Annotated in this window: 13 protein-coding genes and 1 pseudogene; 6 read left to right on the forward strand and 8 right to left on the reverse strand. The window is 73.0% G+C overall.

Going from position 1 to position 17,789, the window contains the following annotated elements:
• Positions 1 to 3: 3 nt before the first annotated feature.
• The gene (hrpB, locus tag QFZ71_RS05745) at positions 4 to 2,562 is read left to right on the forward strand and encodes an ATP-dependent helicase HrpB (protein WP_307667179.1); all 2,559 of its coding nucleotides are present in this window, start codon (positions 4 to 6) and stop codon (positions 2,560 to 2,562) included.
• 187 nt (positions 2,563 to 2,749) lie between these two features.
• Here hrpB and QFZ71_RS05750 read toward each other — a convergent pair whose 3' ends face one another.
• A complete protein-coding gene (locus tag QFZ71_RS05750) occupies positions 2,750 to 4,504 on the reverse strand; it encodes a lytic murein transglycosylase (protein ID WP_307667180.1) in 1,755 nt (584 codons plus the stop codon).
• 188 nt (positions 4,505 to 4,692) lie between these two features.
• Here QFZ71_RS05750 and QFZ71_RS05755 point away from each other — a divergent pair.
• Positions 4,693 to 5,638: pseudogene (locus QFZ71_RS05755) on the forward strand (DUF4184 family protein).
• A gap of 74 nt (positions 5,639 to 5,712) precedes the next feature.
• Here QFZ71_RS05755 and polA read toward each other — a convergent pair.
• Entirely contained in the window at positions 5,713 to 8,424 is a 2,712-nt protein-coding gene (polA, locus tag QFZ71_RS05760; RefSeq protein WP_307667181.1) for a DNA polymerase I, read from the reverse strand.
• A 119-nt stretch (positions 8,425 to 8,543) separates the two neighbouring features.
• On the opposite strand from polA, the gene QFZ71_RS05765 reads away from it, so the two are divergent.
• A complete protein-coding gene (locus QFZ71_RS05765) occupies positions 8,544 to 10,823 on the forward strand; it encodes an FdhF/YdeP family oxidoreductase (protein ID WP_307667182.1) in 2,280 nt (759 codons plus the stop codon).
• A gap of 88 nt (positions 10,824 to 10,911) precedes the next feature.
• Complete coding sequence (locus QFZ71_RS05770; protein WP_307667183.1) at positions 10,912 to 11,382, forward strand: PaaI family thioesterase; 471 nt, start codon at positions 10,912 to 10,914, stop codon at positions 11,380 to 11,382.
• A gap of 68 nt (positions 11,383 to 11,450) precedes the next feature.
• Here the strand turns inward: QFZ71_RS05770 and QFZ71_RS05775 are convergent, their stop codons facing one another.
• Both QFZ71_RS05775 and QFZ71_RS05780 read right to left on the reverse strand, forming a co-directional pair.
• Positions 11,451 to 11,645: a hypothetical protein gene (locus tag QFZ71_RS05775; RefSeq protein WP_307671345.1), complete on the reverse strand. Its 195-nt coding sequence runs from the start codon at positions 11,643 to 11,645 to the stop codon at positions 11,451 to 11,453.
• A gap of 5 nt (positions 11,646 to 11,650) precedes the next feature.
• Entirely contained in the window at positions 11,651 to 11,863 is a 213-nt protein-coding gene (locus tag QFZ71_RS05780; RefSeq protein ID WP_307667184.1) for a hypothetical protein, read from the reverse strand.
• Between the two features lie 54 nt (positions 11,864 to 11,917).
• On the opposite strand from QFZ71_RS05780, the gene QFZ71_RS05785 reads away from it, so the two are divergent.
• Both QFZ71_RS05785 and QFZ71_RS05790 read left to right on the forward strand, forming a co-directional pair.
• On the forward strand, positions 11,918 to 12,370 hold the full coding sequence (locus QFZ71_RS05785; RefSeq protein ID WP_307667185.1) for a S26 family signal peptidase: 453 nt from the start codon (positions 11,918 to 11,920) through the stop codon (positions 12,368 to 12,370).
• Positions 12,367 to 14,235, forward strand: a complete 1,869-nt coding sequence (locus QFZ71_RS05790) for an AfsR/SARP family transcriptional regulator (protein WP_307667186.1) — start codon at positions 12,367 to 12,369, stop codon at positions 14,233 to 14,235. Before QFZ71_RS05785 ends, QFZ71_RS05790 begins: the two co-directional genes overlap by 4 nt.
• Before the next feature lie 46 nt (positions 14,236 to 14,281).
• On the opposite strand, the gene QFZ71_RS05795 is transcribed toward QFZ71_RS05790, so the two are convergent.
• The 4 genes from QFZ71_RS05795 to QFZ71_RS05810 all read right to left on the reverse strand — a co-directional run bounded on the left by QFZ71_RS05795 (position 14,282) and on the right by QFZ71_RS05810 (position 17,522).
• On the reverse strand, positions 14,282 to 16,159 hold the full coding sequence (locus QFZ71_RS05795) for an ABC transporter ATP-binding protein (RefSeq protein WP_307667187.1): 1,878 nt from the start codon (positions 16,157 to 16,159) through the stop codon (positions 14,282 to 14,284).
• A 2-nt stretch (positions 16,160 to 16,161) separates the two neighbouring features.
• Positions 16,162 to 16,662 carry a hypothetical protein gene (locus QFZ71_RS05800; protein ID WP_307667188.1) on the reverse strand — a complete coding sequence of 167 codons (501 nt, stop codon included), beginning with the start codon at positions 16,660 to 16,662 and terminating at the stop codon, positions 16,162 to 16,164.
• 44 nt (positions 16,663 to 16,706) lie between these two features.
• Complete coding sequence (locus QFZ71_RS05805; protein ID WP_307667189.1) at positions 16,707 to 17,240, reverse strand: MauE/DoxX family redox-associated membrane protein; 534 nt, start codon at positions 17,238 to 17,240, stop codon at positions 16,707 to 16,709.
• A 96-nt stretch (positions 17,241 to 17,336) separates the two neighbouring features.
• Entirely contained in the window at positions 17,337 to 17,522 is a 186-nt protein-coding gene (locus QFZ71_RS05810) for a hypothetical protein (protein ID WP_307667190.1), read from the reverse strand.
• Positions 17,523 to 17,789 lie beyond the last annotated feature (267 nt).

Consider the following 17,789-nt stretch of genomic DNA (forward strand, 5'->3'; position numbering starts at 1 on the left):
GGCGTGATCCGCACCGAAGCCCTGGACCGCCTGCCCGTCCGCACCGCCGTGCCCGCCCTGGAGCGGGCGCTCGACGACCGGGGCGTCGCCGTCCTGTGCGCCCCGCCCGGCACCGGCAAGACCACGCTCGTCCCGCTGGTGCTGGCCGGCCTGACCGGGGACGGCCCGGTGCGCCGGGTGCTGGTGGCCGAGCCGCGCCGGATCGCCGCGCGGGCCGCGGCGCGGCGGATGGCCTGGCTGCTGGGCGAGCGGCCGGGCGAGCGGGTCGGCTTCACGGTGCGCGGCGAGCGCGTGGTGGGGCGGGGGACGGTGGTGGAGGTCGTGACCACCGGGGTGCTGCTCCAGCGGCTCCAGCGGGACCAGGAGCTCGCCGGGGTGGACGCGGTGATCATCGACGAGTGCCACGAGCGGCATCTGGACGCGGACACGGCCGCCGCTTTCCTGCTGGACGTGCGGGAGGCGATCCGGCCCGATCTGCGGCTGGTCGCGGCGTCCGCGACGACCGACGCGGAGGGCTGGGCTCGACTGCTGGGCGACGCCCCGGTCGTCGAGGCGGGGGGCGTGTCGTACCCGGTGGAGGTGGTCTGGGCCCCGCCCGCCCGGCCGGTGCGGCCTCCGCACGGGATGAGGGTCGATCCGGCGCTGCTGACGCATGTGGCGGCGACCGTGCGTCGGGCGCTCGCGGAGCGGGAGGGGGACGTGCTCTGCTTCCTGCCGGGCGTCGGCGAGATCGGCCGGGTCGCCGGGCAGCTCGCGGGGGTGGACGCGGAGGTCCTCCCGGTCCACGGGCGGGCACCGGCGGCGGTGCAGGACGCGGTGCTGGCCGGTTCCGCCGGGCGGCGGCGGGTGGTCCTGGCGACCTCGGTGGCGGAGTCGTCCCTGACGGTGCCGGGCGTCCGGGTCGTGGTGGACTCGGGCCTCGCGCGCGAGCCCCGTACCGACCATGCCCGCGGGCTGAGCGCCCTGACGACCGTGCGGGCCTCGCAGGCGGCGGGGCGGCAGCGCGCGGGGCGGGCGGGCCGGGAGGCTCCGGGGACGGTGTACCGGTGCTGGGACCAGGCCGAGGACGGGCGGCTCGCACGTTTCCCCGCCCCGGAGATCAAGGTCGCCGACCTCGCCGCGTTCGCACTCCAGGCGGCGTGCTGGGGCGACCCGGACGCCTCCTCGCTCGCCCTGCTGGATCCGCCGCCGGCCGGGGCGATGGGCGCGGCCCGCGAGGTGCTGGCGGCGGTCGGCGCGGTGGACGCGGACGGCCGCGTCACCGGGCGCGGCGTACGGATGTCCCGGCTGGGGCTGCACCCCCGGCTGGCGCGGGCCCTGCTGGACGGCGCGGCGGAGGTCGGGGCCCGGCGGGCGGCGGAGGTGGTGGCGCTGCTGAGCGAGGAGCCGCCGAGGGAGTACGGGGACGATCTCGCCGCGGCGCTGCGGACGGCCCGCAGGGGCCAGGACGGGTACGCGGCTCGCTGGAAGCAGGAGGTGCGCCGCCTGTCGTCGTCGCTGGGTCCGGAGCCGGGGGCCGGGTCCGACCGGGGCACGGGGCACGGCTCGGGGGCCGGGTCCGGGGGTGCTTCCGCCGGGCTGTCCGACGACGCGGCCGTCGGGCTCGTCGCCGCGGCGGCCTTTCCGGAGCGGGTGGCGCGTGCTCGGGGCGACGGGGCGTTCCTGATGGTGTCGGGTACGGGCGCGGAGCCGCGGGAGGGGTCGCGGCTGCGCGGCGCGCCCTGGCTGGCGGTGGCGGTCGCGGACCGGCCCTCCCACGCGGCGTCGGCACGGGTGCGGCTGGCGGCGGTGATCGACGAGGCCACGGCCCTGGCGGCGGCCGGGCGGCTGCGGGTGCGGGGCGAGGAGGTCCACTGGGCGGACGGCGACGTGGTGGCCCGTTCGGTGGACCGGCTGGGTGCGGTGGAGCTGGCGGTACGGCCGCTGAAGCAGCCCTCGGCGGAGCTGGTGCGCGAGGCACTGGTCGAGGGGCTGCGGCGCGAGGGGACCGGGCTGCTGCGCTGGAGCCGGGAGTCCGAGCAGCTGCGGTCGCGCCTGGCGTTCCTGCACCGGGTGCTGGGCCCGCCGTGGCCGGACGTGTCGGACGGGGCGCTGGTGGCCGGTCCGGACGCGTGGCTGGAGCCGGAGCTGTCACGGGCGCGGCGGCGCTCCGATCTGGGGCGGATCGACGCGGGCCAGGCCCTGCGGCGGCTGCTGCCGTGGGCGTCGGGTGAGGCGGCCCGGCTGGACGAGCTGGCGCCGGAGCGGATCGAGGTGCCGAGCGGGTCGCGGATCAGGGTGGAGTACGGCGGGGAGCAGCCCGTCCTCGCGGTGAAGCTCCAGGAGCTGTTCGGGCTGTCCGAGACGCCGCGGGTGGCCGGGGTGCCGGTCCTGGTGCATCTGCTCTCCCCCGCCGGGCGGCCGGCGGCGGTCACGGCCGACCTGGCGTCGTTCTGGCAGGACGGTTACCGGGCGGTGCGGGCGGAGCTGCGCGGCCGCTACCCGAAGCACCCGTGGCCGGAGGATCCCGCGACCGTACCGGCGACGCGCTTCACCACGGCTCGCCTCAAGCGGCAGGGCTAGCCAGGACCTCTCGTCCGGATCGTGCCGGGCTCGCGGGGTCCGGCACGATCCGAGCCGAAGGCCCCGCGACCTGCCGCCGCGATGCCGTAGCCGCCGGGGCGTGCGGTGGGAACCCGGCGGACAGCCCCTCGGCCGGGCGGCGGAGGGGCTGTGCGGCTGCGGTGCCGGAGAAGCGCCGGGAGCGGGGTCAGGGCTTGGCTGCCTCGGGGGGCTCCGTCGCCTCCGGGGCCGTCCCCTCCGGTGCCTTGACGGTGAGTTCGACGACGACCGAGGCGCCGCCCTCGGTGGTGAGGCGCAGCAGGTACGTGCCCTCGGCGTCGTCCGCGTAGATCTCCGGGAGGCGCAGCTTCCCCTCGGCATCCGTGGTCAGGCCGGTGAGCGTACGGACGGGCTTGCCCGCCGCGTCCTTGAAGTACGGGCCCTTGTCGTTGTCGGTGGTGCCCGCGCGGTCCTTGACCATGGTGGCCGTGACGGCCACTCCGGCGGCGGCGGCGTCCTGGTAGGTGGCCGCGACGGTGACGGCGTCGGCGAACTTCTCGCCGGGGGCGGCGACGAGCGCCTTGTCGTCGGTGCGGGCGATCGCGTCTGCCTGGCGGGCGGTGACGGTCGCCGCGTAGGTCAGGGTGCGCGGCCGGCCGGTCCCGGCGACGGCGGTCACGGTGAACTCCCCGGCCTTCTCGCCGGCCTGGAGCTCCGGTGCGGTGGCGGTGCCGTCGGCCCCGGTCCGTACCGTGACGGCCTTCCTGCCGCCGGCGAAGAGCGTGCCGGTGTCGCCGGTGACGGTGAAGGTGACGGGCACCCGGGCGAGCGGGGCGCCGAGCGCGTTGCGGGCGCGGACGGAGACCCGCTCGTCGAACGTCCTGCCCGCGGTGGCGCGCAGCGGGCCGGTGCCCGCGTTCTCCAGGGAGCCGAAGGTCTCGGACGGCGGCGACGGCTTGGGGGCGGGCGGCTTCGGAGCGGGGGGCTTCGGGGCCGGGCCGGTGGAGCCGTCGCCGGGCTTCGAGGTCCCTGTGCCCGGCTTGCCGCCCGGCTTGGACGGGGAGGGCTTCGGGCTGGGCGTCGCGCTCGGGCCGGTGCCCGGACGTGAGCTCGGGGTGGGGACGGGGGTGCTCGGGGTGGTGGGCAGCGTGCCGGTGCCGTCGGGGATCTCGTGCGTACCGCGCTGGTAGTAGGAGAACCAGGAGCGGACCGTGTTCAGGTACTCCCGCGACCGGTTGTAGCTCAGCACGGCCTGGTCGAGCTCGGCTCCGACGGCCAGGTCGCGGTCGTTGGCGCAGAGGTAGCGGCCCGCGGCGAGCGCCGCGTCGTAGATGTTGTTCGGGTCCTTGCGGCCGTCGCCGTTGGCGTCCTGCCCCCAGGAGGCCCAGGTCGACGGGATGAACTGCATCGGGCCGACCGCGCGGTCGTGGACCGCGTCGCCGTCGTAGGCCCCGCCGTCGGTGTCCTTGATCAGGGCGAAGCCCTGGCCGTTGAGGGCCGGGCCGAGGATGCGGGGGCTGGCGGTGCCGTCGGCGTCGACGCGGCCGCCGCGTGCCTGGCCGGACTCGACCTTGCCGATCGCCGCGAGGAGTTGCCAGGGCAGCCGGCAGGCGGGATCGGTGGTGGCGACGGTCCCCTCGGCCTGCTTGTACGCGGCGAGGATCGTCGCCGGGATGCCCGCTTCCGCGCTGCCGGCCGCCGGGAGGCTGCTGGACGAGCCGGGCCCGCCCGGCGTGACCAGGGGCGGAAGGTCGGTGTAGTAGGGCGAGTTGCCGGTCGCCGCGCCGTCGTTCCCGGCGCTCGCGGTGTCCTCCCCCGCGGCCCGGGGGTCAGCGTTGCCACCGGCCCCGTCGGCCAGGGTCGCCGCGGGCGCCTGCGAAGCCGCGAGCGCCGCCACGGCGGCCGCCGCCACCGCGGTGGTCGTGGCCCCCTTGCGCAGACGTCGGCGAATGTGCGCTGCCATACGTTCCGGTCCCTCCCCCTCGAAGGCTGCTCGCGCTCCCCAGCGCAACGACTTCAGCGACCCTACGGCACCTGGTGCGGGCGGAACACCGAGCCCTGACCGCTTCTTACTGTTTTTTCACGTTCGTGGCCGCACGTTGTTCTCCGGGCCACGGAAGGGCGTCCGAACGGTCCCGCATACTTGCCGCCATGCCGTTCACGCTCAGTCATGCCGCCGCCGTGCTCCCGGCGATCCGCCGGAACGGGACCCCCCCGGTGGCCCCTGTACCCGTCGGCGCTCGTCGCCGGTTCGTTCGCCCCGGACGTCACCTACTTCGCGGACACGGTGGTGCCCGGAGCGATGGAGTTCGGGTCGTTCACCCACACCTTCACCGGGATCGTCACGGTGAACGTGGCCATCGCCGCGGTGCTGGTCGCGGTGTGGGCGCTGCTGCGGGAGCCGCTGGTGGCGCTGTTGCCGACAGAGGTGCGGGGCCGCGTCCACGCCTTCGTCCGGGGACAGCGGTGGACGCGGGCATCGTTCGGGCCGTCCGCGTGGCTGCGGTTCGCGGTCTCCGGGGCGCTGGGCGCGGCCACCCATGTCGTGTGGGACGCGTTCACCCACCACAGCCGGTGGGGCACGGAGCTGGTGCCGGTGCTGAGCCGTACCTTCGGCGGCTTTCCGGGGTACCAGCTCGCCCAGTACGGGAGTTCGGCGCTGGCCCTCGTGGTCATCGGCTGGTTCGCCTCGACCGGGCTGCGGCGGACCGCACCGGCCCCGGCGCCGCAGGAGGTTTTGGTGCTCGGCCGCCGCGAGCGGTGGGGCGCCCTCGGTCTGCTGGCGCTGTGCGTGGCGGCCGGCGTCATCCACCGGTGCCTCCGCTGGTACGCCCACTTCGGCGGGGTGGAGAGCCCGCTCGACATCATCCCCACGGCCTGCTTCGGCGCGGGGGCGGGACTGGCGGCCGGGCTGCTGCTGTACGGGGTGTGGATGCTGCTAGGACCGCGGCGAGGACACGGACACCGGCCGGGTGCGAACGCCCCGCGCCCGGACGCGTCCGTGTCCGTACGGGAGGAGGACCGGGCGGGCCGGTCCCGTACGGAGGAGCCCCGAGCCGATGAGCCCCGTACGGAAGCGGCGGCCGGCCGGGGGTAGGCCCCGGCGCGGGTCGGGCCCGGAACCGGGACGCGGTTCCGGGCCCGACCTGTGACGCACGGGTCGCCGCTCGCTCAGTGCGCGGCGGACTCCCAGTCCGTGCCGACGCCGACCGACACGTCGAGCGGGGCGCGCAGTTCGACCGCGTTCGCCATCTCGTGGCGCACGATCTCCTCCACCCGCTTCCGCTCGCCCTCCGCGATCTCCAGGACGATTTCGTCGTGGACCTGGAGCAGCATCCGTGAGGTCAGCTCCGCCTCCCGCAGCGCCTTGTCCACCCGCAGCATCGCCACCTTCACGATGTCGGCGGCCGTGCCCTGGATCGGGGCGTTGAGCGCCATCCGCTCGGCGGCCTCGCGGCGCTGGCGGTTGTCGCTGTTCAGGTCGGGGAGGTAGCGGCGGCGGCCGAGGATCGTCTGCGTGTAGCCCGTGGCCCTGGCCTCCTCGACGACCCGGTGGAGGTAGTCCCGTACACCGCCGAACCGCTCGAAGTAGGTGTCCATGAGGACGCGGGCCTCGGCGGGGTCGATGTTCAGCTGCTGGGAGAGGCCGAACGCGGAGAGGCCGTAGGCCAGGCCGTAGGACATGGCCTTGATCTTGCGGCGCATCTCCGCGTCGACCGCGTCCTTCTCCACGCCGAAGACCTGCGAGGCGACCGTCGTGTGCAGGTCCTCCCCGGACGCGAACGCCTCGATCAGACCGGCGTCCTCGGAGAGGTGGGCCATCACCCGCAGCTCGATCTGGCTGTAGTCCGCCGTCATCAGCGTCTCGAAGCCCGCGCCGACGACGAAGCCCCGGCGGATCGCCCGGCCCTCGTCGGTGCGGACGGGGATGTTCTGCAGGTTGGGGTCGGTGGAGGAGAGCCGGCCGGTCGCCGCCACCGTCTGGTTGAACGTGGTGTGGATGCGGCCGTCGGCGGCGATCGTCTTGATCAGCCCCTCGACGGTGACCCGCAGCTTCGCCTGCTCGCGGTGGCGCAGCATCAGGACCGGCAGCTCGTGCTCGGTCTGCGCGGCCAGCCAGGCCAGCGCGTCCGCGTCCGTCGTGTACCCCGTCTTGGTCTTCTTCGTCTTCGGCAGGCCCAGCTCGCCGAAGAGGATCTCCTGGAGCTGCTTGGGCGAACCGAGGTTGAACTCGCGGCCGACCGCCGCGTGCGCCTCCTTCACCGCCTGCTGCACGGTCCCGGCGAACTGCTGCTCCATGGACTCCAGATGGGCCCGGTCGGCGGCGATCCCGTGCCGCTCCAGGCGGGCCAGGAGGATCGAGGTCGGCAGCTCCATGTCGTGCAGCAGCTCCGCCGCGCCCACCTCCTTCAGCCGGACGGTGAACGCGTCGCCCAGGTCGAGCACGGCACGGGCCTGCGCCATCAGGGCGTCCTGCTCGGCCCGGTCGTCCGCGCCGAAGGCCAGCTGCCCGTCGGCGGAGGCGGCCGGGGCCAGCTCACGCCCCAGATACTCCACGGCCAGCGCGTCCAGGGCGAACGAGCGGCGGCCCGGCTTCACCAGATACGCGGCGAGCGCCGTGTCCATCGTGACGCCTTCGAGCTGCCAGCCGTGCTCGGGGAAGACCCGCATCACGTTCTTCGCGTTGTGCAGCACCTTCGGACGGGAAGGGTCCGCGACCCACGCGGCGAACGCCCGCTCGTCGGCCTCGTCCAGCTGCGTCGGGTCCAGCCAGGCGGCCGAACCGTCGGCGGCGGCGAGCGCGACCTCGGTGACCGTGCCGGCCCCCAGCGACCAGGTGTCGACCGTCATGACGCCGAGCGGCTGCGCCCCGTGCTCCTCCAGCCACGGGCCGACCTCGCCGGAGCCGAGCACGGCCCCGTCCAGCTCGATCCCGGCGGCGGGCGCGGGCGGCTCGGCCTCCGCCGCCCCCGGATCGACGGCGAGCAGGCGCTCGCGCAGGCTCGGGTTGCGGATCTCCAGTATGTCGAGGATGCCGGTGACCGCCGTGCGGTCGTAGGGGGCGCGCTCCAGCTCGGCCGGGGTCTTCGGCAGCTCCACGTCCCGGACCATCTCGGTCAGCACCCGGTTCAGCTTCACCGCGTCCAGGTGGTCCCGGAGATTCTGCCCGGCCACGCCCTTGACCTCGTCGGCGCGCGCGATCAGCTCGTCGAAGGAACCGAACTGGTTGATCCACTTCGCCGCGGTCTTCTCCCCGACCTTCGGGATGCTCGGCAGATTGTCCGACGGGTCGCCGCGCAGGGCGGCGAAGTCCGGGTACTGCCGGGGGGTGAGCCCGTACTTCTCGACGACCTTCTCCGGGGTGAACCGGGTCAGCTCGGAGACCCCCTTGGTGGGGTACAGCACGGTCACGTTGTCCGTGATCAGCTGGAAGGAGTCCCGGTCGCCGGTGACGATCAGCACCTCGAACCCGGCCTCCTCGGCCCGGGTCGCCAGCGTCGCGATGACGTCGTCCGCCTCGAACCCGTCCACCGCGAACCGGTCCGCGTGCATCGCGTCCAGCAGCTCCCCGATCAGCTCGACCTGCCCCTTGAACTCGTCGGGGGTCTTGGAGCGGTTCGCCTTGTACTCCGGGAACTCCCGGGACCGCCACGTCTTGCGGGACACGTCGAACGCGACCGCGAAGTGCGTGGGCGCCTCGTCGCGCAGGGTGTTCGCCAGCATCGACATGAAGCCGTACACGGCATTGGTCGGCTGCCCCACCGCCGTCGTGAAATTCTCCGCGGGCAGGGCGAAGAACGCCCGGTACGCCAGGGAGTGCCCGTCCATGAGGAGCAGGCGCGGTCGGTTGTCTGCCGTCTTCTTCGATGCCGTCTCAGCCACGCCCCCGATCCTGCCACGGCCCACCGACAATGCGGACCTCCACGGCCCCGCACGGCCGTGACAGGATCGGTGGAGAGGACACAGACCCGTGGAAGAAGCGCTCGAAGGGGAGCAGCATCATGGCCACCAAGCCGCCGACCGGTGACCCGGTCCAGGACGCCCCGACGGTCGGACCGGCCCCGCACGCCGCCGCCGGGCTGCCCGCCGTCGCCCACTCCCTGCGCATCTCCCGGCAGCAGATGGGGGTGGGCCGCACCGCGCGCACACTCCTCAAGGTCAACCAGAAGGACGGCTTCGACTGCCCCGGCTGCGCGTGGCCCGAGGGCGAGAAGCGGCACACCGCCGAATTCTGCGAGAACGGCGCGAAGGCCGTCGCCGAGGAGGCGACGCTGCGCCGCGTCACCCCCGCCTTCTTCGCCGCCCACCCGTTGGCGGACCTCGCGGAGCGCAGCGGCTACTGGCTCGGCCAGCAGGGCAGGATCACCCAGCCGGTGTACCTCCCCGAGGGCGGCGACCGGTACGAGCCGGTGACCTGGGAGCGGGCGTTCGCGATCATCGCGGAGGAGCTGACCGCCCTCGGCTCCCCCGACGAGGCGCTCTTCTACACCTCCGGCCGCACCAGCAACGAGGCCGCCTTCCTCCTCCAGCTCTTCGCCCGCGAGTTCGGCACCAACAACCTGCCGGACTGCTCCAACATGTGCCACGAGTCCTCCGGCTCGGCCCTCACCGAGACCATCGGCGTCGGCAAGGGCAGCGTCTCCCTGGAGGATCTCCACCGGGCCGACCTGATCATCGTCGCCGGACAGAACCCCGGCACCAACCACCCCCGCATGCTGTCCGCCCTGGAGAAGGCCAAGAAGTCCGGGGCGCGGATCATCTCGGTCAACCCGCTGCCCGAAGCGGGCATGGAGCGGTTCAAGAATCCCCAGACCCCGCACGGCATGCTCAAGGGCACCCCGCTCAACGACCTCTTCCTCCAGATCCGCATCGGCGGCGACCAGGCCCTCTTCCGCCTCCTCAACAAGCTGATCCTGGCCGCCGAAGGGGCCGTCGACACCGCCTTCGTCGCCGAACACACCCACGGTTACGAGGAGTTCGCCCAGGCCGCCGAAGCGGCCGACTGGGACGAGACGCTGCGGGCCACCGGCCTCACCCGCGCCGAGATCGAGCAGGCCCTCTCGCTCGTCCTCGCCTCGGAACGCACCATCGTCTGCTGGGCCATGGGCCTCACCCAGCACAAGCACTCCGTGCCCACCATCCGCGAGGTCGTCAACTTCCTTCTGCTGCGCGGCAACATCGGCCGCCCCGGCGCAGGGGTCTGCCCGGTGCGCGGCCACTCCAACGTCCAGGGCGACCGGACCATGGGCATCTTCGAACGCCCCGCACCGGCCTTCCTCGACGCCCTCGACCAGGAGTTCGGCATCACCTCGCCCCGCCACCACGGCTACGACGTGGTCCGCGCCATCCGGGCGCTGCGCGACGGTGACGCGAAGGTCTTCTTCGCCATGGGCGGCAACTTCGTCGCCGCCACCCCCGACACCGCCGTCACCGAGGCCGCGATGCGCCGCGCCCGCCTCACCGTCCACGTCTCGACCAAGCTCAACCGCTCCCACGCCGTCACCGGGGCCCGCGCCCTGATCCTCCCGACGCTCGGCCGCACCGACAAGGACGTCCAGGCGAGCGGCAAGCAGTTCGTCACCGTCGAGGACTCCATGGGCATGGTCCACGCCTCCCGCGGCAACCTCGCCCCCGCGAGCCCCCACCTGCTCTCCGAACCGGCCATCGTCGCCCGCCTCGCGCGCGCGGTCCTCGGCGCCGGCTCCCGCACCCCGTGGGAGGAGTTCGAGCGGGACTACGCCACCATCCGCGACCGCATCTCCCGCGTCGTCGCCGGCTTCGAGGACTTCAACGCCCGCGTCGCCCGCCCCGGCGGCTTCGCCCTCCCCCACGCGCCCCGCGACGAGCGCCGCTTCCCCACCGCCACCGGCCGCGCCAACTTCACCGCGGCCCCCGTCGAGTACCCCGAACTCCCCGACGGACGGCTCCTGTTGCAGACCCTGCGCTCCCACGACCAGTACAACACCACCGTCTACGGCCTCGACGACCGCTACCGGGGCATCAAGGGCGGCCGCCGCGTCGTCCTGGTCAACCCCGAGGACGCCGCCGAACTCGGCCTCCCCGACGGCGCGTACACCGACCTCGTCAGCGAATGGAAGGACGGCGTCGAGCGCCGCGCCGACGGCTTCCGCATCGTCCACTACCCCACCGCGCGGGGCTGCGCCGCCGCCTACTACCCGGAGACCAACGTCCTGGTCCCCCTCGACTCCACGGCCGACACCAGCAACACCCCGGCCAGCAAGTCCGTCGTCATCCGCGTCGAGAACACCCGGAACGCCTGAGGGCCCGCACCCCTGAGCGTTCGCTCAGCCGTCTGATAGGAACGGTGCGGACAGCAACGAACCAGCGCACCCGAACGGAGCCGGACCCATGGGCGAGCACACCGAACCCCTCTTCCCGCAGGACGTCATCGACGAGTACGCGGCCCTCGGCGTCGACCTGCCCGCCCTCTTCTCCGCCGGCCACCTCGGCGAACGCATGGGCATCACGATCGTCGAGGCCGCCGCCGACCGCGTCGTCGGCACCATGCCCGTCGAAGGCAACACCCAGCCCTACGGACTCCTGCACGGCGGCGCCTCCGCCGTGCTCGCGGAGACCCTCGGCTCCATCGGCTCCATGCTCCACGGCGGCGCGTCCAGGATCGCCGTCGGCGTCGACCTCAACTGCACCCACCACCGAGGCGCCCGCAGCGGCCTCGTCACCGGCGTCGCCACCCCCGTGCACCGGGGCCGCTCCACCGCCACGTACGAGATCGTCATCACCGACGAACAGGACAAGCGGGTCTGCACCGCACGCCTCACCTGCCTCCTGCGCGACGCCCCCCGGCCCGGGGCGGACTGACCCGTCGCAGCACGCGGAACGGCCTGCCGACCGAGGCCGGCAGGCCGTTCACCGCACGGGCACAGACGTCAGGAGGGCAGGCACGGGGAGCTGAGGTAACAGGTCCCGCAGGAGGTGTAGCCGCCGACCACATGGCAGATCTGCCGGTAGTAGAAACCCTGGGTCTTCTTGCAGTAGCAGATCTTCTCGAACGTGGTGTCCGCCTTGGCCACCGTCCGGGGCACGAGCCTGCCCAGAATCCTGTCCCCGACCGAACTCATCATTCCGATCACAGCGTCTCCTTTTCAGCGGAAATGCAGATGCGACGAATCAGGCAGAAGCTAGCAGGATCGAATATCGAATCCCGTACATTCTGGATATAACCGCGGGCGACGCCACCCGCGCCCGCACCGCCGCAGCCCAGACCGGAGAAGGGGATTCCGGAGAACGGGATTCCGGATGCATCGCTTTCCGAACCGCTCCCCCGAATATTGATTGACAAGCCCCGGACCCCCATGCAAGATCATCCGGTCCGAACCGCTGACAGGGTGGGAAGATGCAGGCTTTTTGGGTGACGGGCGGAATCGCATCGGCGGTCGTGGCGTGCCTTTCGGCCGCACTTCTTTTGCGCAGGCGGTTCACCGTGGTGACGATCGAGGGAACCAGCATGGAACCCACTCTCTCGCCCGGGGACCAGGTCGTGGTGAAACGCCGCGGAATAGACCGGATCCGCTCGGGCGACATTGTCGTCCTGCTCCCTCCGCGGACACGGAACCACTATGAATCCCTCGACGGATCCGCCTGGAACATCAAACGCGCCGCCGCTGTCCCCGGTGACCCCGTCCCGGCCGGCATACCGGGCGCGGACGGTCTGACCGAGGTCCCCGCCGGCACCCTCGTGGTGTTCGGGGACAACCCCGACAGCATCGACTCCCGGCACCGGGGCCTCTTCTCCGCGGACCGGATGCTCGGCGTGGCGACCCGCAGACTGGGCGGTCCCGCGCTGTGAGCGACGACCTGGGGCGACGTCCGCAGACCCCCGCGGTCCGCTTCGGACTCCTGGGGCCTCTGAGGATCACGCGCGACGGCCACCCGATCCACGTCCCCGCCGACAAGCAGCGAACCGTCCTGGCCATGCTCATCGCACACCGGGGACGGGCCGTGCCGGTGGCCGCACTGACCGACGAGGTCTGGGGCAGCGCGCCACCCCGCTCGGCGGTGCCCAATCTGCGGACGTACATCATGCAACTCCGGCGGCTGCTGCGCCCGCTGGACCACCCGGATCACCCACGCCTGACCACGGGACACCGCGGATACACCCTCAGCATCACCGACGACGAACTCGACTCCGCCCGCTTCGAAGCCCTCACCGAGAAGGGCCGGCGGGCCGCGGCACGCCAGGACATGACCGAGGCGTCCCGCGCCTACCGCGGCGCCCTCGCCCTCTGGCAGGCGGACCCCCTGGAAGACGTGCCCCAGGGACCCGTCCTGCGAGGCGTCGCCGAGGAACTCGGCGAGAACCTCCTCCACACCTTCGAGAGCCACATCGCCGCCGAACTCGCCCTCGGCGAGGGGGCGTCGCTGATCGAACCCCTGCGCCGGATCATCCGGAGACATCCGCTCCGCGAGCGGCTGAGGAGCCAGCTGATGGTCTCCCTCTACCGGAGCGGCGACGCCGCCGCCGCGCTGACCGCGTTCACCGAGGCGCGGGACGTGCTGCGCCGCGAACTCGGCATGGATCCGGGCCCGGAACTCCTCGAAACCCACCAGGCCGTCCTGCGCCGCGCCGCCTCGCTCTCACCCGCCCGCACGACCGCCCGGCCGGCCGGGGGCACCACCGCGAAAACCACCGACGCACCTCGCCAACTCCCCCGCGAATCAGCGGTGTTCGTCGGCCGCCGACCGGAACAGGACCAGGCGCGCAGCGCTCTGCGCGCTCAGGCCGGAGAGACCGTCGGGGCACCGGTGGTCCTCTTCCACGGCCCTCCCGGCTCGGGAAAGTCCGCTCTGGCCCTGCGGGTCGCCCACTCCGTGAGCAGCTCCTACCCCGACGGCCGGCTCTACGCCGACCTGCGGGGCGGCGGACCGGACACCCGGCCGCCCGGACCCACCGACACCCTGAAACGATTCCTCAAGGCCCTGGGAGTGCCGGGCCACGAGATACCCGACTCCGCGGACGAGGCGGCGGCCACCTACCAGTCCGTACTCGCGGACAGGCGCGTCCTGATCGTCCTCGACAACGTGCCCGCACACGGCCGGGTCAACCCCCTCCTGCCCGCCGGTCCGCACTGCGCCGTACTCATCACCGGCATCGGCACCCTGCCCACCCTGGACGCCGTCCGCATCCCCGTGCACCCCCTGGACGCAGAGCACTCCGTCAGACTCCTCGCCGAGCTGACAGGCCGGGACCGGGTCACCGCCGAACCCGGACCGGCCGCGGAGATCGCCCGCCTGTGCCAGGGAAACCCACTGGCTCTCAGCATCATCGGCGCGCGCTGCACGAACCGCCCCGACCGGCTCCTCGCGGACGTCGCCGACCGGCTCCGCGACCCGCGGCAACGCCTCGACCAGCTCCAGGTCGCCGGACTCACCATGCGCTCCGGATACACCCTCAGCTACGCCGCCCTGCCGCGCACCGCCGGCCGGCGCTCCGCCGCGTTCGCCTTCAAGTGCCTCGGCCTGCTGGACCGGCCCTTCGACGGACGGCTCGCCGCGAAGACGATCGGCACCCCCCTGCCGGACACCGAACTCCTCCTGGAGGAACTCCTCGGCGTCGGCCTCCTGCGGTCCGTCGGCCGGGAACAGTTCGACATGCCCGTCCTCACCCGGCTCTTCGCACGGGAACTGGCGGCCTGCGAGGACGCGCCCTCGTGACCCCGCCCGCTCCCCGACCGCCCGGCACGACCCGGCAGGACCGTGCTCAGGAGACCACCGCCCGCGCCTCGTCCGTATCGCGGTAGCCGTCCGCCTGGATGGAGAACAGCTTCGCGTACGTGCCCGCGCGCGCCATCAGCTCCTCGTGGCTGCCCCGTTCCACGATCCGCCCGTCCTCCAGCACCACGATGGTCCCCGCCTCCCGGACGGCGCCGAGCCGGTGGGAGACCAGCAGACTGGTGCGGTCGGCGCGCTGCTCGCGCAGCCCCCGGTGGATCTCGTACTCCGCCTCCGCGTCCAGACCGGCACTCGGCTCGTCCAGGATCAGCAGGTCACGCCGGTCGCGCAGCAGCGTGCGGGCCAGCGCGAGCCGCTGCCACTGCCCCCCGGACAGGGCCACACCCGCCTGCCCGTCCTCATCGTCCTCCGCCTGATCGGTGAAGATCCGGCTCAGCAACGTGTCGTAGCCGCGGGGCAGCCCCGCCACCACCCCGTCCACCCCCGCCCGCCGGGCCGCCTCCTGAAGCCTCCCCCGGTCCGGCAGTGCCTCCAGGTCACCCACACCGATGTTCTCGGCGGCGGTCAGGTCGTAGCACATGTAGTCCTGGAAGAGGACGCTCATCCGACGCCGCAACTCCTCCACAGGCACGTCGCGGATGTCCACCCCGTCCCAGAGGATCTGCCCCCTCGTCGGATCGTAGAACCGGCACAGCAGCTTGATCAGTGTGCTCTTGCCCGCCCCGTTGAGCCCCACCAGCGCGACCGAACTCCCCTTGGCCAGCGTCAGATCGACCCCCCGCAGAATCCACGGATGGTCCTCGTCGTAACGGAACCAGACGTCCCGCAGCTCGATCCCGGCCCTCAGCCCGGACAGCTCCCCCGCCACCGCCTCCGACCGGACGGGCAGATCATCGGGAAGGGAGGTCACCTTGTCGTGGTAGCCGAACACCAGCAGCGCCTGGTGCGCGAAGGCCACGTTGTCGACCAGACCGGCCAGGGCCGCCTGGGTCCCCCCCACCGCCGCGACGAACGCCGTGACATCACCGACGCTCAGCGAACCCCGCGCGGCCGCGCGCACGGCCCACAGCAGACCCACGGCAGCCACCACGGTGGACAGCAGCGCCAGCAGTGACTGCGTACGCGCCTCGCGCCGGTCCACCGCCCGCTCCCCCGACTGCCGGACCGCCAGCTCACCGAGCATCCGCTCCCGCAGGAAATCCCCCAGCCCGAACAGTCTCGTCTCCTTGGCCCCCCGGACATCGGTGATCAGCAGCGAATAGAAGATCTGGCGCCGGGCCGACGCCGACACCCCCGCCAGCATGGTCACCCGCTGCCTCGACAGCACCAGCCGCGCGATCAGCGCCGGTACCGCCGCCGCCGAGACCAGAGCCGCCATCACCGGGCTCAGCACGGTCAGCGTCCCCAACAGACTCACCAGCGTGATCACATTGCGCACCGTGTCGAACAGCCCCGTGGTGACCGGCCCCATCGCACCGCCCGACGCCTGCAGCGCCATGCTCAGGTCATTGCGGAACTCCGGATCCTCGAACCGCGACAGGCCCCGGAAACCGTTGATCGAACGGTACAGCCGGTCCTGCATCGAACGGTCGAGCCTGCGGGCCAGTTCGTTCTGCAGATACGTCGACAGATGCGGCAGCACACCCGCCGCCAACCCCACCACCGCCAGCGCCACCGCCCACCGGACCACCTCGTCCGCACGGCCCGCGGCCAGGTCGTCGACGATGAACTTGGTGAACCACGCCGTCGCCGTCGGAAGAAGGCCGGAAACCACCATGATCAGGAGATACACCGCCGCCGGCAGCCGCCCGGCCCGCCAGCACAGCAGCCAGGCCGCCACCAGGTGGCGCACCAGCCACCGCGGGCCCCTGCGCTCACCGGCGGCCCCGGCGATCGGCCGCACCACGCTCACACCGCCGCCGACTCGCCCAGCACCGCCAGATCCGTGTGCGCCCGCACCACGACACCGTCCGGACCGACAGCCAGGAACGTCGGGAACGCCTCGATCCCCAGCGCACTCACCGCCCCGGCCGCCACCTCGTCCCGCAGCACGACCGCGTCGTCCGCCACCAGCGCCGCCAACTCCTCCGCCCGACGCCCCTCGCCGGACACCACCGCCAGCGCCGCCCGGCCGCGCGCCCGCGCCGCGAACCCCGGCGCGTGCTCATGGCAGGTGTCGCACTGCGCGTCGAAGAACGCGACCAGATCGGGCGCCTGCGCCGCCACCGCCCCGGGCAGCGCACGGCCCACCAGGACCCCGGGATCGTACGGCGCGAACGAAGGCCGCTCCGCGAGCCGTTCCAACTCGGCCGTGTGCTCCCGCAGCCTGCGCAGAACCGCGAACGTCAGCACCAGGTCGAACACGCACAGCGCACCCACCAGCACCAGGGCCGCGACAACGAACATCATGAGAACCACCTCGGTCGCACCGGCTCACTCACCCGCGGCCGGCATCACAGGTCGGGACGGAAAAGGGACATCAGATCGTCGAGGCGCACCACCAGGAACACCCCGAGCACGGCCGCCACCCCGGCGACGGCCACACCACCCGCATGGGGCGGCCACGCCGCCCCGGCACCCGTGACCGCGGCCGCCAGCCCACCGGCGCCCACCACCGCGAGAATCAGGTTGCGCACCACATGGACCCGCCCCAGCGGAGCGGACGACGCCCCGAAACACCGGCACGGAGCGGACCCGCCGGCCCGCAGCGCCAGCACGATCCCCGCGGCGAAGGCGCCGAGCAGAAGAACAGCCGCCAGAAACCCGGCGGGAACCGTGCGCCCCGGAACCAGCAGGACCAGCACCAGGAACTCCACACCGACCACCACGGCCGCGCACACCCGCGACACACGCCGGGGAAAGAGCCCCAACCGCACCACGGAGCCCGCGAACTCACGATAGGCCGCCGCACTGCGGACCTTCCCGACGAACGCCGCCAGGAACACCCCCGCCAGCAGAACCCGGCAGAACAGCACGAGATACGTCATGTGATCAACCCCCCGGACCCCCCGGACTCGACCGGACCACCGGCCCGGACCCCGCCGTGCGGCACACGGCACGCACGGCGGCCCTCCCCGGCAGCCTCAGCAACCGATGTAGCGCACGCTCGAACACTCACCGCACGCCGTCCGGCCGGCGACGATGTAACAGAGCCGGTAGATCTTCCGCCAGTCGGCCGTGCAGTAGCAGTACTCCCAGAAGCTGGCGTCCGCCGAGGCGTTCGCCTTCGGAACCAGACGCGCGAGCACCCGGTCACCCACACGGTTCATCGCAGAGAGCATGAGCCATTCCTCCCACAGGCCGCGAACAAGGACACCCGGCACTCCGCTCGGCAAGCCCCGCGCCAGGACACCCGCACGGTACGGACCCGCCGTAGAACGACCCGTACAGCCGGGCTACAGCGCACCCCCCGCACAACCGCCCGCCGACCACCCTCCGCGACCACGCCACCACACCCACGCACCCCCACCACGACCGCACCGCATTCCGGACGACGCACACCCATATCCGAGGCAGACACGGCAAGTTGAAGGAAA

The organism is Streptomyces sp. V2I9 (genome assembly GCF_030817475.1).
In the GTDB taxonomy this organism is placed as follows: Bacteria; Actinomycetota; Actinomycetes; order Streptomycetales; family Streptomycetaceae; genus Streptomyces.